This is a genomic window from Streptomyces sp. NPDC006997, assembly GCF_040635175.1.
GTDB lineage: Bacteria > Actinomycetota > Actinomycetes > Streptomycetales > Streptomycetaceae > Streptomyces.
Genome location: NZ_JBEYHH010000002.1, coordinates 108326 through 122809 on the forward strand (window position 1 = coordinate 108326; position 14484 = coordinate 122809).

Here is a 14484-nt window from a genome sequence, read left to right on the forward strand (position 1 = left end):
GTTGCTGCACACGCGACTTCATGGGAGAGGAACGAGCGCCGATGGCGACGTACGAGGTCGGATCGATCGCAACGGTCGTAGGGGGCCACACCCGCGTCCAAGACGACTACCAGGGCGGAGTGGAATCGATCATCCGACTGAACGACGCGTTCCCGCTCGAAACGCTGCAGGGCATTGAGGAGTTTTCCCACCTCACGGTGACCTGGCGCTTCCACCTGGCGCGTCCCGAAGACGTGCAGCTCCACGCCCGCAGCCCAAGGGGAAACCCGATCTGGCCGGCGACCGGAACCTTCGTCCACCGCAACCACCGGCGCCCCAACCAACTGGCGATCAGCTATCCGCGACTGCTCAAGACGGACGGCCGGGACCTCGTCGTCACCGACCTGGACGCTGTAGACGGCACTCCCGTCCTCGACATAGCGCCGTACTTCACCCAGATGGGGCCCCGAGGACCGGTTCATCAGCCAGCCTGGCCGGCCGAAATGCTTGCCACGTACTGGCTGGATGTCTCGGAGCGTCCGTAAGCCGACCTGCCGTAGTGATCTGTCGCTCGCGGCAGCGCTCATGAGGGCCCCGCTCGCAGAGATGAGAGGGGCGCACCAAGTAGTCGGCCGTCCTCGCTGATACTCCGCTCCCCGAACGGGAATTCGGTCAAAGCCTCCGGCCGGTACCGGCAGAACGGACCAGGCGGCTGTGCGAGCGCCACGGCTGAGGAGGTTCACGACGTAGTCCCTTCACCGGGGACGTCCAGCTCCATCCAGACCGTCTTGCCCCCGCCCGGGCCAGGTCGGACTCCCCAGTTCGCGGCCAACGCGTCGACCAGGAGCAGGCCCCGGCCTCCCTCACACTCGTCGCTCGGTAGGCTCTGGAAAGGCTGTCTGCCGGAGGGGTCCTGCACTTCGGTCCGGAGACGTCCGCTGGAGTGGGTGACCTTCAGCGTGAACGCCTTCACCGCCTGGTGACGGCACCCGTGGGTCACTGCATTCGCCATCAGCTCATGGGCTCCCAGAGCAACTGCGTCCGCGATGGCCGCCAGTCCCGTTAGCAGCATCAACTCGTGAAGTTCGCGCCGGCCCCGCGAGACTGCTGCCACCTCCGCCGGGTACACCGCCACAATCTCGAAGGCACGCCTCCGATCCGCGATCGGCACGGTTTCGACGGGGGCACTGGGATGGGGACCCACGAGGTTGTGAACCGCCACGTCAAGAACTTCGTCCGGCCGCTGAAGAGCGGCGTCGGAGAAATGCACGTTCATCAGCTCCCCTAAGCGGTCCCGACAAGGCACAAATCCGGTCACCATCTGTGCGTGAAGGCGTTTCTCGACCGGCACCGGGTGAGCTGGTCGACGTCGAAAGTCACGTCGCGCTCCTCCAGGCGGTTTTGGACTGAGCAGGGCGGCCGGGGACTGCACCTGCGGCGAGACCGTGTCGTGCGGGTCGCTCCACGGCAGCGTTCGGCCGTTAGGCGCCGACGGGCCCGTTAGTCACGGCGCGGGCCAGTGGATCTGAGACGGGAAGCCTGGGGGTATCGGGGTGCGGGGGTCGCCCAGGGCCCGCAGACACACACGGTCGCCGGAGAAGCCGGTGCGGGCGTGGAGCCAGCGGCTGTTGTCGATCAGATAGCCCTGGCCGGCGTCGAGAGTGACGCGCTGCTGGAGCGCTTCGATCGCCGTGCGGAGGTGGGGCAGGTGGGGGGTGAGGAGGGGGCTGAACGCGGCGAGGGCGTCCTGGCGCAAGCGGATGGAGACCCGCTCGCCTCGGTGGCGGGTGAAGATCCGAGAGGGGTGTCCGCCGCCGTCGCCGTAGAAGGCGGTACCGGGCACGGCCATCACTTCCAAAGCCCGGGGCGCGCGTTCCATGAGGAGGGCGTGCAGGGCGCGGCCGTCGGTCAGGAGCACGTCTCCACCGGACGCGGCGGGCTGCTGGCAGACCAGGAGCATCAGACGGGGCGGACGGGGAAGACTGGAGCGCTCGGTATGCGCGAGGAGTTCCCCGGTGCCCAGCCCCGCCAGCCCGGGGCGTCGGGAGGCGGCGCCTCTGTCACGGATAGTGGTCAGCGCATCCGGGTCGCTGTCGGGGTGCGGTACCAGCGTCATCACCTGCTGGGCGAAGGCGAGAACCTTGGCCCGGGTGTCCAGTCCCTCGACGGTGGCGACACCCCGCGCCCGCAGGAGTTCCATCACGGCGGAGGTTCGGCCGAAACCGCCGACGAGGGGCGTGACGTGTGCCTCGAACAGGGTGAGCGAACGGGTCGTCATCGACGTGCTCCTCTGAAATCGGGCTGGACGTCCAGCGTCCGGACGAATAGCGGGCGGCGTAAAGCGACAAACTGTCGACCCGGACAAAGGCGGCAAGCCCGACTTCGTCTTGCGGACGGGTGCTACGTTCCGGAGGACATGCCCGCCCTCACGACTCAGGGACAGCCCATGTACAAGCCGTCGTTGTGGCCGGTGTCCGTCAAGGGTGTTGCTCTCGATGCCCGCGAACGCGTGTTGCTGCTGCACAACGAGCGCGGCGAGTGGGAACTGCCGGGCGGCCGACTGGAGATCGGCCCCGCAGGTAATGGGTCGGCGCCGGCCGACGTGAGTCCCGGTGCGGCGCTGGAGCGCGAGGTGGCGGAGGAGAGCGGCTGGATGGTGAAGGCCGGGCCTTTGCTCGACGGCGGGACCTGGATCTACGAGCCGATCCCCGACCGTCGGGTCCTGATCGTCACCTACGGCTGCACGGTCCTGTCCCCAGACCGTGTGCCGGTCCTGAGCCACGAGCACAAGGAGATCGGGCTCTTCGACCGGCACGAGGTCGATGGCCTGACCATGCCCGAGGGCTACAAGCAGTCGATCGCGGCCTGGTACGACCACCCCGGAAGGTGACCCGGCATGGACGCCTTCACTCCTGTTTCCGGGCCGGCCACGCGCCGGTCGTCGCGGCTGGTCTCCTGGCGCTGGGCGACGCCGGAGGCTCAGGCCGTCCTCGCTACGCGCGACCTTGCTTCGATCCTGAAGTACTACCGGCACGTCCACGGCACCAGCCAGTTGGAGACCGGTGAGCTCCTGGGCTATGACAAGACCTACATCTCGGCCCTGGAACTGGGCAAACGGCATCTGAGCGATGTCGGGAGCTTGCGTCACGTCGCCGAGCGACTCGCTTTGCCCGCGCATGTCCTGGGCGTCACCGATCCGGCCGACACCGACCACCGGGCGATGATCCAGTTCGGCACCTCCACCGTGCGGCTCGCCGAAGTCGCCCGCCAGTGCGGGCGAGCGGCCGAGGCCGTCGCCGAACTGTGGCCGCTTGTGGCTCGCTTGGAAGCCCGCGCCCGGGACGGGAGCACCGAACGAGGTGTCCTTCGGCTCCTTGCGCACGCCCGGCTGAGTCTCGGGACGGCTCTGGGAAACGTGCTGCCCGAGGAACGGCTGGCCACCGCCGCGCTCTGGACCGCCAAGAGCCTGGACGTGGTGCGCGCCTTCGATGACCGGGCTTTGACTACCACCGCTCTGCGCATGCACGGCAACGAGCTGCGCAAGGCCGGCCTGCTCGGCGCGGCCGTCGACCGGCTCAACCAGGCTGCGGTCACCGCACCCGGCACCGAGCAGCGAGCCGCGGTGCTGCCGCTTTTGGCCCGTGCTGCCGGTGCCCTCGGCAATGCGGTGCTGTTCGACCAAGCCGTCCGTGAGGCCCACCAGCTCCTTGACATGGTCGAGCACACCAGCCTCGTCAACCCCAGTGCTCTCTACGAGATCCATCTTCGGGGCCTTATCTCCACCGGCCGCACCCGCGATGCGATACGGCATGCTGAGGCGGCTCCGCCCGCCCCAACCATCGCGGTCGCACCCCAGTGGCGTGTCATCGAACTCATCACCACGGGCCGCGTCCGCCTTCTCGCCGGCGACAGTCATGGTGCTACCCAGCTTCTGGCCGCGGCTGTACGGGAAGCACAGGCCCAGCGCCTTCCGCACCAGCTCCAGCGCGTCCAGCGCACCACCGTTGGCAGGCTCCCCGATATCCATGACGCCGCCACCTGTGCCCTGGCCCAGCTCCGCACGGAGATCGCGGCATAGCCGAGGGCAGGTGCCATGTGACGGGTACACAGCCAGGTGTCCTGTTCCCATCGGGCGTCTCCTCTCCGAGCCGGCGGTTCAAAACGGCTTGCCACCAGCGCAGTTGGACGCTGAGTGGCCGGTGCAGTGTCATGAGTTTGAAGCCGCGTCGGCTTCGAGGGCATCGCTGTGGCGATATCGCTGCAGCGATATCGATCTCCACCTAGCCTGGTTCTCACGGCTGGGGCGAGCTGGATCGCGAGAAGGAGAGCCGAGGTGACCATGTCAGGGGGACCAGGGCGCACGTGCGTGCGGTGCGGACTGCCGATCAGCCGGTACAACCCGGAGACACGCTGTTCCACCTGCGCCCGGACCGATGCGACACCGACGATCCCGGACCGGGCCTGGCGCGACGAGGAAGTGCACAGGGCCCTTGCTGCCTGGGATTTCGGGACGGTTGTACGTCTGGTCCGCCGCCGCTCCGGGCTTTCGCAGAAGGTCGTACGGGAGCTGACCGGACTCACTCAGGGCTTCATCTCGGACCTGGAGCGCGGCCTCAAACAGGTCAACGGCCGCGAGACGATCATCGACCTCCTGACCGGACTGGGGCTTCCCGCCGACCTTCGCCCGCTCCTCCTCGCCCCCTTCGCGCAGGCCGAATCGCAGCGACTTGTCGAGGTCATCGACCCGGCTCTGCCATGGACGGCGGCTCGTATGGTGACGTCACTGGAAGCAGCAGTCGGAGGAGCCATGACCGGATTGAACCGTCGCAGCGTGATCGCCCTGGGCGGGGCCGGCCTCACGCAGTACATCCTGCAAGCAGCCGTCGCCCCTCCCGAGGCCGTCGCCTCCACCGCGCGGAACGGAATCAGCGTCTCCGAGCAGCTCCTCACCAGCCTGCAATCCACTACTGACGCTCTGCGCCAAGCCGACGCCAGTCATGGCAGCGGTAATCTCGCCCGAGCAGCCACAGCGCACCTCAAGGTCCTCCTCCGGTTCCTGAAAGAAGGGGACTTCAACGAGGCGACCGGGAAGCGCCTCGCAGCGGTGACCGCGGACACCGCCATCCAGACCGGCTGGTACCACTTCGACAGCGGCGCCCACACCGTCGCCCACAACCTCCTCGTCGGAGCCCTCCGCGCCGCTCATGCCAGCGGCGACAGCAGGCTCCGGGCCGGGGCGCTGTCCTTCATCGCCATCCACGGCTACTCCGCCGGCGACCCCCGCGACGCAGTCACCGCCGCGCGCACCGCCCGCCAGGTGATTGCCGACCAAGATGCGCCCGCCCTGAACGCGATGCTCCTCACCCGTCAGGCCCGCGGGCACGCCCGTCTACGCGAAGACTGCCAGGCTCGCACTGCCCTGGAAGAAGCACAGGCACTGTGCGCCCGCGGACGCGGAGAGGACGACCCACACTGGCTCTACTGGATCAACCCCGGCGAGATCATGGGTCAGACCGGCAGCTGCTTGCTCGACCTCGGCCGCCCCAACCAGGCCGCCCAGGCGTTCGCCGACGCCCGCAACGCCTTCAGCCCGGACGAGATCCGCACCCGCGCCCAGTTCCTCTCCCGCGCCGCCACCGCCCAGATGCGCGCCGGCGACGTCGACGCCGGATCTGCCACCGGACACGAAGTCCTCGCTCTCGTCTCCGGAGTCCGCTCCGCACGCTTGGACGACAACCTAGACACGATGCTCGCCGAGGCCCGCCGCTACTCCTCGGCGACTTCCGCCCGGGAGCTTTTGGAGCGTGGTCAGGCCGTCATGGAGGAACGCGCCGCATGAAGCGCACGATCCTGGTCCTGTGGGACATCGACCGCACTCTCGTCTACACCGGTGACATCGACCGACGTGTCTACAAGGAGACCTTCACCAGCGTCGTCGGCCGTTCCCCGATAGCCCTGCCGGCCCGGGGGACCGGAGTCACTATGCCCCTGGCCGTCCGTGAACTTCTACGCGCCAACCAGGTACCCGAACAGGACGTGGAGACGTTCGCAGCCCGCATCGTCGACGAACTCCCCGAACGCCTCGCCGGCCACCGGGAGCTGCTGTTCAACGACGGGGTCATCATGCCGGGCGCCATGGACGCGCTCGCCGCGGTCCAGCAGGCGGAGCACCTGATCCCAACCGTCGTCACCGGAAACCTACGGGGCAGCGCCGAGACCAAGCTGTCCGCGCTGGGCCTCATCGACCACCTCGACACCACCATCGGCGGCTACGCGTCCGACGACCCTCACCGCCCGGCTCTCGTACGCATCGCACAAGAGCGGGCTACCGCGAAGCATGGCTACTCGTTTAACCGGGACAACACCGTGATCGTAGGTGACTCGCTGGAAGACGTGCGAACCGGCTTGGAAGGAGGCGCCAGGGTGATCGCGGTCGCCTCGGGCACCACCACCGAACAGCAACTACGCGCTGCAGGTGCACAACACGTTCTGGCCGACCTCACCTCCACCACCTCCCTGCTCCGCCTCATCGACCAGGACGAGGCTCTCTAGGTCTCATCTGACCGGGGTGGTTCCCTGCGGACCGTGTTGTCGCGCCAGTCGAGCCACGGTCCTTCCTTCGTGACCGGCCAATCATTGGTGAGGCAAGCAGCACGCTTCCTCATCGCTGTGACCGGCACACGCGTCCACACAGGGGAAACTCGCTGCGGCGTTGAGGAGCTCGCGAGCAGTGATGTCGCGCCGCCGGGAACACCGAGTATTCCGGGGGCCAAGTAGAGCGCAGCCGCTCCGGTTTCGCACATCCTGGCTTTTCGGACGGTCTGTTCAGGCAGAAGGATTTGCCGGGGGATCACGATCGTCTGGCGGACCCGGTCGAGGCGCAGTCCCCGTCGGGAGCGCTGCGCGGCAGGCGGTTAACGGACGCCGAGCCCGGCTTGACGCCCCGTGTCCAGCACGGGAAGTGCTTGTTCTTGTAACCGAAGCGGGCTTCGTGGGCGGTCCGGCAGACAGTCATAGCTGGTGATGTCGTGCACGGACATCCGTCCGGCTCGGCCGAAAGCGAGGGCGGGCTCCGCGTGCTCGAAGAACACCCGGGAGGGTTTCCAGCCGAGCCGGGAGTGACATTCGCCCACGGCAGACAGCTCCTCACTGCCCAGCGCTGGTGAAGCTGGCAGTACCCCAACGCGGTGCTGGATTGTGCTGATTCGCCGACGGCAGACACATTGAGGGCGCATTTGACTGGAATGACGCGTCGAAGCAAGCAAACCTAGAACAGTCCGCAGCAGCGCGACTACGCGCCGCTTTCACGCGTGTGCGTCAGGGGGGGGCGAGGGCATCGAGCCGGGCGCAACATAGCCGACGATCGCCGGTTAGCCAAACCGGCGTTTCTCCAGACCATTGAACTACCCGCTGATCTGCCGGGCGTGTTCCGTCGTTCCCGCAAGGAGTTCAAAAGTATGTCGGTCGAAGTCATGGAAGAAGAGTGGCTGTATTCCGAGGAGCAGGTTCGAGCTCTGCTTGCCCTGACAGGGTTGACTGACCGCCCCTTACACCGGCCGACGTTCTGATAGCCGTCTCGCCGGATGCCCAGCCCTTCCCCCAGTACTTCGAGGCCCCCGCTATGCCCGCACGCCTGCTGTCCATACCCACCGTCGCCGCTGCCCTGGACGTCGACCGTCGGACCGTCTATCGCTTCATCGCAGCCGGCGACCTGCCTGTCGTCGACCTCCGCACCGGGCCAGGCCGCTCCCGTGTGCGGGTCCCAGCGGCCAGCTTGGACGAGTTCCTCAGCCGTCGCGCCGTTGTCATGCCGACGACACGCCGCTGATCCCGATCACGGCAGCCCCGTAGTCGAGCAAGGAGTAGAACCTGTACCTCCGCAAGTTGAAGTCCGGCAACTGGCAAGTAACCGTACGCAACCGGGCAGGAGGCCGGTACAGCGAGTCGTTCCCCCTCAAGGCGCAAGCCCGCGCCTGGGGCACCGAGATGGAGACACAGTCCGCCCGCGGAGGCATGCGCGACCCACGCGCCGGCGAAATCACCTTCCGTGAGTGGCACGATCGCTGGTGGGATGCCCGCATCGTTGAGCCCCGCACCCTGCGCGGCGACGCCTCCACCATCAAAAACCACGTCATGCCCCACTGGGCGGATTGGGAGATGCGGGCCGTTACTCGCATGGACGTCCAGAGCTGGATCCGCTCCCTGGTGGAGAAGGGCGTGGGCGCCGCCGCGATCAAGCGGGCGTACAACCTGACCTCGTCCATCATGCGCGCGGCCGTGGATGACGATGTGATCGCGTTGAGCCCGTGCCGCCGCATCGACCTGCCTCAGATCGCCGTCAAGCCGCCGCAGTGGTTTACGACCGACCAGGCGCAGAGCATCCTCGACGAGCTTGCCGCCCCCTGGAAGACGATGTGCCTACTGGGCGTCTATACAGGACTGCGATGGGGCGAACTTTCCGGCCTTCACCGTCACCGCATCGACCAGCGTCGCTCGCGCCTCTTCGTGGTCGAGGTCAACACCAAGCGGGGCATCAAGGAGTATCCCAAGAGCTCCAGGAGCCGCCGGGAGGTCCCACTCCCGGCCCATGTCCTTGAAGCACTTGAGCGTCACATATACCGGCTCGACCGGGACTCCGTGGTGTTCACCACCGTCACCAAGGGCCGGTCCGGACGGCTTCTCGACGACGGTAACTGGCGCCGACAGACCTGGTGGCCAGCCATCGAGGGAGCCCGCTACTTCGATGACGACGGCGAGCAGCAACTCGTCCCGCACTACCCGCCCCACTCCATGCGCCACACCTGCGCCTCATGGCTGGTCCAGAAAGGGGTCTCCCTCTACGAGGTCCAACACCTCCTTGGCCATGAGAGCTTCCAGACCACCCAGCGCTACGCCCACCTGCAGCCGGATGCGCACAAGGCCGTCCTCGGGGCCTGGGAACGGATGGAAACCCCGCTCACGATCGCCGCATAAACGGTTCCTTAGCCCCTGTCCTGCTTGGACAGGGGCGAAGCCGGTTGCGAGCGGAACATGGACACGATCACGCTCACGATCGCGACTTCGAGTCGGGCGGCTCATCGTGGGGGAGCACCCTGAGGCCGACAGCGCCGAACGGCCACGGATAGGCGTAGGCATCGACGTCGTCTCTATGCCCCGCACCCGCAACCGAGCCGCGCCGCTCAGGCGCGGCAGCGAGCGACCCGGCCGAGCGGGAGAGCAGGGGCCGAAGGCGACGTTCGTCTCCCGCGGAGTCATCTATGCTCGCGCCCAGTCGGTATGACCAGTTCGCTTCAGGGGGCAGAGAGCCGCATGGCCGATGAGATCAAGTACGAGTACAAGGCCGTGCAGACCGTTCGGGGCACCGACGGTTTGGTGATCTCGAAGATGCAGAAGGACGGATGGGAGCTCGTGGAACAGCTCCCAGGCAGACTTCGCACCACCCTCAACTTTCGTCGGCCGAAGAGGCCACTGCCTTGGCGTCTGATCGGGGCGGGGGCCGCCGCCCTCGTGGTCTTGGCCGCCATCATCGGCACAGGCGTTGCACTTGGCGACGGCGACGAGGAGAAGGGCGCGTCAGCCAGTTCGCCGGCCGCCAGTGAGAAGTCTTCCGCTACGCCGCCCGCAGACGCCCCGACCACCGCTGAGGTGATCACGGCGCAGAACAGCCCCGAGTTCGCGACATTGTTGAAGGCGGATCCGTGTGGCGGAGCGAACGTGAACTTCGCCACCAAGCGCGCGGGGCAAACGGTCGCCTTCGACGGGTCAATCAGGCACATGGCGGCCCACGCGGATGACCGGACCCGCTACGACTTTCTTCTCGGCCCGGGCGACAGGGGGCCGCAGACGACGGACGGCCCGAACTTTAAGTATGAGGACGTCAACACCGGCAATCTGCACCTGACCGGCAAGCAGGTCCCTGCCACTGTTGCCGTTGGCGACAAGTTCCGCTTCGTCGCCGAGGTGATCGAGTTCAACACGGTCCAGTGTGTCTTCCGCCTCGCCCCAGTCTCGACGGAGACCCGGTAGCCGAAAGGGCAGCCTTCCCATCATGGAGGAGGGACAGGTTCCGGCAGATTGCCGACTACGACCGTGTCTGGCTCCTCGAACTCCGCCACCTCACACGCGTCGCATTAGTTGGTCTGGGAGTATCGGGCCGTGTCAACCATGAAGAGCACCACAAGGCCCCTGTTTGCCGCGCTTGCTGAAGCCGTACGGCTGCTGAGCGACGAGCGCGACGGAGTTGATCGAGATGCTGTTTCGACGAACAGTCGGATACGCGAAGTTCTCGCTGGTTGCCTTCAGGGCATAGACAGCGACTTCCGTCTCAAGCTCCGCGTAGCTCCCGTGCGGCAAGGCCCGGGAGGCGTACTCGCTTACCTGCTGCACGAGGCCGATCGTCTGAGTCAGCTGGTCAAAGCATTGCCTCACACGCATGAGGTGGACCCTCACGAGGAAGCCGCCCGTGTCTCGCTCACCTTCCTGTTGCACGCTGGCAACGAGCTGTCAAGGGTGGCCCGGCGCCGCACGGTAGAACCTCACGAAGGTGGTCGTCGGACCATGTTCGACGAGCTGCCGTTCCACTCACTGCGAGGGCTAGTTCCCATCGCTCTCAGCATGGAGCGAGTCAAGACACTCAAGGCTCGGGTGACACGTCTGGAAAAGGCAGCGAGCTCCGGGCTGCTCACCATCGCCGAAGAAGAGACCACACAGGCCGTAGGGGGTGAGGAGCTCGGCTTCTTCATCGACCGTACCCGGAAACGGCAGAAGTGGGCCATGCCTCTGTGGGTCGCACCGACGCACGTTGCCGCTGCCAAGTCCGAGCCGACACCGCCGTCCTTGAGTGAGGAACAAGCGCTGCTCGACCAGTTGGAAGCTGAGGCAGCACACTCCGTCGGACTCGACGCGGAGGCGTTGTCCAGGCTACGGACGAGATTCAGGGTGAACACGAACGAGCTGGCTCGGGAAGAGCAGAGAATTTTGCGGCAGGCAGCCACCAGGCTCGCGCGGGTCGCCGCCTCCACAGCTCGCACAAAGACACAGAGCAGGGCCGCGCACCTGACAGACGTGTATGTCACCGTTGCGCGTGAGCCGAGCGAACGTTTCTCCACCAGCATGGCTGCTGACATCCTTGATGCCCCTGACACCGCTCGGCAGGCAATCGACCGGGAGCGGCGCATCCGCGAAGAGACCGTGGAGGCCGCGAGCGCGCTGCCCGGTGGAAAGCTCCAGCAGATGTGTGAAGTGGACTATCTCCAGCTGGTCGGCGACCAGGTCGCCGAAGCATTGCACGGGATTGGTTACAGAGTGCAGAGCAAGCGCATGGTGGTTCTTACCCCCGCAGTGTCGGAGGAGACGGCCCAGACAGTGCTGCAGCAGCTCGTCAACGTCTTCGGAGATACCTGCGTACTCCTCAAAGGCATCGACGGCGTGGCGATCAGGATCCCGCGCCCGAGCCAATTCGGCATCAGTCTGCGCCGCGCCCGCAGTTGCGACTGCGGGCGGCATCCCGTCTATGGGCCGGACGGAGCAGAACTGTGAACCGTCCCTTTCTGCAACGGCTCCACAAGCATCTGGCAGCCAAGGCGCAGGAATCTTGGTTCAGCCGCCAGTGCGCTGGCTGTTCGGCTGAACTCAATCCGTCCTCCGAGGAGGAGTACTGCGGTGACTCATGTCGTCCAGACCTGAGCGAGCCGGTGCCGGCGTTCATCAACAGCTCACCGGCCACACGCATAGCCAGCTTCCGGTCCACTGCCGCCTATAGAGCCCTTGCCGGCGCCTATTTCGAAGACGTGGACCCACTTGAGATCATCGAGGCAGCGGGCTGGCGATGCGAACTATGCGGCGGTGAAATACCACGGTTCGTCGACCGCTTCGATCCGCAGGCCGCAACCGTAGACCACCACATGCCGCTCGCCCTGGGCGGCCATCACGTCTACAGCAACATGCGTGCCGCGCATCGCCGCTGCAACAGCAGCAAGAACGCCAAGCACCCCCACGACCTCCGGTCTGTGATCGAAGGGCGTTGACTCAAGGCCCGTCATGGATGTCGCCTCCGGAGTCGGTGCGGATGAGTGTCCGGCGTCCGCGCCGGTAGGTCTTCGGTAGTTGGTCCAGGATGATCCGGGCGGTCTCGATGTGTCGGCCGTGGTGTTGGAGCCGGCGTTCCCGGGCCGCAGCGCCCGCAGCTGTCCAGGTGAGCAAAGTGCAACTCGAGGGCCGTGGAGTTGTCGGTGTCGCCCGTTACCCTCAAATGTCATTCCAGCACCGAATTTACGCAAGGAGAGTTGACATGGCATCTGTCAGCTTCGCTGAGCGATTGCGCGCACTGCTGTCCACTGCGGACGCGGCGGCCGACCTGGAGCGCTATTTTGGCCTCGATGTGGTCGATGGCGTCGTCACGCCTTCCCTTACGGGTTCCCGTTTCGAGCACCTGGACGGTGGGGGTGACCGAGCCGACATCGCCAACGTTGTCACTGCAGCAGACTTGATCGCCGTTCAGACGCTTTCCGTTCAGGTGCCGCCCCCGGCAGCGCTCGCCTTGTTGGAGGGCCACCTCGCCGGGAAGATTTCAGCCCTACTTCGCCAAATACCTGCCGATACAGACATGGCGAACGCAGAACCTACTCTGCTGGAACCCGGTTCTCCAGCCGACCGGGCCTGGCACCTCCTCAAAGGTGAGAAGGGGCTTGGCTGGGTGACGACTAACAAGCTTCTGGCCCGCAAGCGTCCGCGCCTTCTGCCGGTCTACGACCAGGTGGTGCGCTGTGTAGTCGGACACCCGGAGTCCTTCTGGCTGTCGCTGAGGGCAGCGCTTGCTGCCGATGGCAATGCTCTGCATGAGCAGCTGCACTCGTTGCGGGATGGCGTTGGTGTCCCGGAGACGGTTTCGGCACTGCGGATCTGTGACGTAGTGCTGTGGATGAGCCATGTGGCAGGCCATAAGGAGAAGGACTGCGGGGGCGTCCCAGACTGACCTTCCGTCCCCGCCTTCGCATGTTGATCGGGTGCCCGGACAATCCACCAGCGCCGGTCTCACGACGGTTGGCACCGTCGGCTGTGTGGTAGCTGCGATGTCCCGGCCGTCTGCCTCGAGTACGTCCGTACCCTGGACGCCTTCGCCTTTGGCGAGGAGGCTGCAGCCGGGCTTGGGGTACGGCTCGCGCGCACCCGCCTGGCCCTGCTCTCGGCGACCGCGCTGCTCACCGCCGCCCTGGTCAGCTGCGTCGGCGTGATCGGCTTCGTGTCCCTGATCCTCCCGCACACCACGAGCGCCCTCACCGGCTCCGGCCATGCCCGCCTGCTCTCGGTCACGGCACTGACCGGAGTTATCTTCCTGGTGCGGGTCGACACCCGCACCCGCGCGGTCCTCGATCCCCCAGGAGGTCCTGGTGAGCGTGGTTACGTCCCTCATCGGCGTACCGGCGTCCTGGGCTGTGCTATACCGAGGATGAAGAAGGGCAAGACCAGCCTGCACGCGGACGGCGTCGTACGGCACGTGGGAGACAGTGTCGTCGTCGACAATGCCACCCTCACTCTGCGCCCCGGTGAGACCGTCGGTCTCCTCGGCCCCAACGGCTTGATAAGGGCAACCCTGTTGGGTCTGCTGGCCGGGGTCCTCGCTCCCACCGCCGGAGTCGTGACCCTGGACAGACGTCCGCTCGCCGAGGTCGGACGCCGGGCCACCGCCCGCCGCATCGGACCGTCGAACAACACGCCGACACCCAGACCGAACTGACCGTCCGGGATGTCGTCGCCCTCGGACGCATTCCGCACCGGTGCACCTGGACGCCCGCTACGGCTGGCGACGCGGAAGCCGTCACTGAGGCCCTCGCGCGCACCGACCGGGTCGACCAGTTATGGCACACCCTGTCCGGTGGCGAACGCCAGTGCACCCATATAGCCGGCGCCCTCGCCCTGCACGACCTCAACCTCGCCCGTGACGTACTGCGACCACCTGCTGGTCCTGCGCGACGGCCAGGCTGTTGCGAAAGGTACCCGACCGAGGTCCTAACGTCCGCCCTCATCGAGCAGGTCTACCGGGTTCGCGCTGAGGTCACCCACGACCCCGGCCACCCCGCGATCCGCTTCCTGCGTCCCGCAGCCCGCGAGGGATCACTCCGCAAGAGGAACACGACGAGCGATGCCCCGACGGCAACCTGAAGAACGACGTTCCGCGCACGCCCCGGCGGCACCGGCACTCTTCCGCATCGTTGTCTGCCGGGACTGCTGCTGGGGAACCTCCAAGGTGCCCGAAGCCGATCACGACTGGCAGATCGCGTGCCTGGCCAACGCCCCCGTTCGCGTCTCGGACTGCCTCGACGTGTGCGAATAAGCCAACGTGATCGTCGTCCAGCCTCCGCCGCCGCACACGCCGCTGGCGCCCGCCCTGTCTGGCTCGACCTCGGCAACGACCTCGACGCCACCGAGGACATCGCTGCCAGGGTCCAGGATGTCGGCCCCGGGTAGCGCCCCTGCCCCGACATCCTCGACCTATACGTCTTTACG

The 14484-nt window shown here is 66.5% G+C and carries 14 protein-coding genes and 4 pseudogenes; 14 read left to right on the forward strand and 4 right to left on the reverse strand.

Annotated features, from left to right (window positions below; all coding sequences use genetic code 11):
* Nucleotides 1-41 precede the first annotated feature (41 nt).
* Nucleotides 42-524, forward strand: a complete 483-nt coding sequence (locus tag ABZ659_RS02115) for an SAM-dependent methyltransferase (RefSeq protein ID WP_100458275.1) — start codon at nucleotides 42-44, stop codon at nucleotides 522-524.
* Nucleotides 525-718: 194 nt separating this feature from the next.
* On the opposite strand, the gene ABZ659_RS02120 is transcribed toward ABZ659_RS02115, so the two are convergent.
* Nucleotides 719-1255 (reverse strand): ATP-binding protein, encoded by a 537-nt coding sequence (locus ABZ659_RS02120; RefSeq protein WP_360212458.1) that lies wholly within the window; start codon nucleotides 1253-1255, stop codon nucleotides 719-721.
* Nucleotides 1256-1483: 228 nt separating this feature from the next.
* A complete protein-coding gene (locus tag ABZ659_RS02125; RefSeq protein ID WP_100458276.1) occupies nucleotides 1484-2257 on the reverse strand; it encodes a TauD/TfdA family dioxygenase in 774 nt (257 codons plus the stop codon).
* A 168-nt stretch (nucleotides 2258-2425) separates the two neighbouring features.
* Between ABZ659_RS02125 and ABZ659_RS02130 the strand changes: the two genes are divergently transcribed.
* From ABZ659_RS02130 to ABZ659_RS02160, 7 genes are all read left to right on the forward strand, one after another.
* Nucleotides 2426-2869, forward strand: a complete 444-nt coding sequence (locus ABZ659_RS02130) for an NUDIX hydrolase (protein WP_360212460.1) — start codon at nucleotides 2426-2428, stop codon at nucleotides 2867-2869.
* Nucleotides 2870-2875: 6 nt separating this feature from the next.
* Nucleotides 2876-4057: a helix-turn-helix domain-containing protein gene (locus ABZ659_RS02135; RefSeq protein WP_360212462.1), complete on the forward strand. Its 1182-nt coding sequence runs from the start codon at nucleotides 2876-2878 to the stop codon at nucleotides 4055-4057.
* Between the two features lie 261 nt (nucleotides 4058-4318).
* A complete protein-coding gene (locus ABZ659_RS02140) occupies nucleotides 4319-5818 on the forward strand; it encodes a helix-turn-helix transcriptional regulator (protein ID WP_360212816.1) in 1500 nt (499 codons plus the stop codon).
* Complete coding sequence (locus ABZ659_RS02145) at nucleotides 5815-6531, forward strand: haloacid dehalogenase-like hydrolase (RefSeq protein WP_360212464.1); 717 nt, start codon at nucleotides 5815-5817, stop codon at nucleotides 6529-6531. The genes ABZ659_RS02140 and ABZ659_RS02145 overlap by 4 nt, the downstream gene beginning before the upstream one ends.
* A 1069-nt stretch (nucleotides 6532-7600) precedes the next feature.
* Nucleotides 7601-7807: a helix-turn-helix domain-containing protein gene (locus ABZ659_RS02150; RefSeq protein ID WP_079080635.1), complete on the forward strand. Its 207-nt coding sequence runs from the start codon at nucleotides 7601-7603 to the stop codon at nucleotides 7805-7807.
* Nucleotides 7808-7992: 185 nt separating this feature from the next.
* Entirely contained in the window at nucleotides 7993-8952 is a 960-nt protein-coding gene (locus ABZ659_RS02155; RefSeq protein ID WP_234353216.1) for a tyrosine-type recombinase/integrase, read from the forward strand.
* 336 nt (nucleotides 8953-9288) lie between these two features.
* Nucleotides 9289-10005, forward strand: a complete 717-nt coding sequence (locus ABZ659_RS02160; protein WP_360212467.1) for a DUF4839 domain-containing protein — start codon at nucleotides 9289-9291, stop codon at nucleotides 10003-10005.
* 132 nt (nucleotides 10006-10137) lie between these two features.
* On the opposite strand, the gene ABZ659_RS02165 is transcribed toward ABZ659_RS02160, so the two are convergent.
* The gene (locus ABZ659_RS02165; protein ID WP_360212469.1) at nucleotides 10138-10365 is read right to left on the reverse strand and encodes a hypothetical protein; all 228 of its coding nucleotides are present in this window, start codon (nucleotides 10363-10365) and stop codon (nucleotides 10138-10140) included.
* 171 nt (nucleotides 10366-10536) lie between these two features.
* Here ABZ659_RS02165 and ABZ659_RS02170 point away from each other — a divergent pair, with 171 nt between their 5' ends.
* Nucleotides 10537-11517: a hypothetical protein gene (locus ABZ659_RS02170; protein WP_360212471.1), complete on the forward strand. Its 981-nt coding sequence runs from the start codon at nucleotides 10537-10539 to the stop codon at nucleotides 11515-11517.
* Entirely contained in the window at nucleotides 11514-12005 is a 492-nt protein-coding gene (locus ABZ659_RS02175) for an HNH endonuclease (protein ID WP_186780321.1), read from the forward strand. The genes ABZ659_RS02170 and ABZ659_RS02175 overlap by 4 nt, the downstream gene beginning before the upstream one ends.
* Before the next feature lie 10 nt (nucleotides 12006-12015).
* On the opposite strand, the pseudogene ABZ659_RS02180 reads toward ABZ659_RS02175, so the two are convergent.
* A pseudogene (locus ABZ659_RS02180) lies at nucleotides 12016-12155 on the reverse strand (IS1380 family transposase); the annotation flags it as partial.
* A gap of 113 nt (nucleotides 12156-12268) precedes the next feature.
* On the opposite strand from ABZ659_RS02180, the gene ABZ659_RS02185 reads away from it, so the two are divergent.
* The 4 genes and pseudogenes from ABZ659_RS02185 (at nucleotide 12269) to ABZ659_RS02200 (ending at nucleotide 14445) form a co-directional block, all read left to right on the forward strand.
* A complete protein-coding gene (locus ABZ659_RS02185) occupies nucleotides 12269-12952 on the forward strand; it encodes a DUF6308 family protein (RefSeq protein ID WP_360212473.1) in 684 nt (227 codons plus the stop codon).
* Between the two features lie 108 nt (nucleotides 12953-13060).
* Nucleotides 13061-13430, forward strand: a pseudogene (locus tag ABZ659_RS02190) (iron chelate uptake ABC transporter family permease subunit); the annotation flags it as partial.
* Nucleotides 13427-14139, forward strand: a pseudogene (locus ABZ659_RS02195) (ABC transporter ATP-binding protein). The pseudogenes ABZ659_RS02190 and ABZ659_RS02195, both read left to right, overlap by 4 nt.
* Nucleotides 14140-14185: 46 nt before the next feature.
* A pseudogene (locus ABZ659_RS02200) lies at nucleotides 14186-14445 on the forward strand (hypothetical protein).
* Nucleotides 14446-14484: the final 39 nt, after the last annotated feature.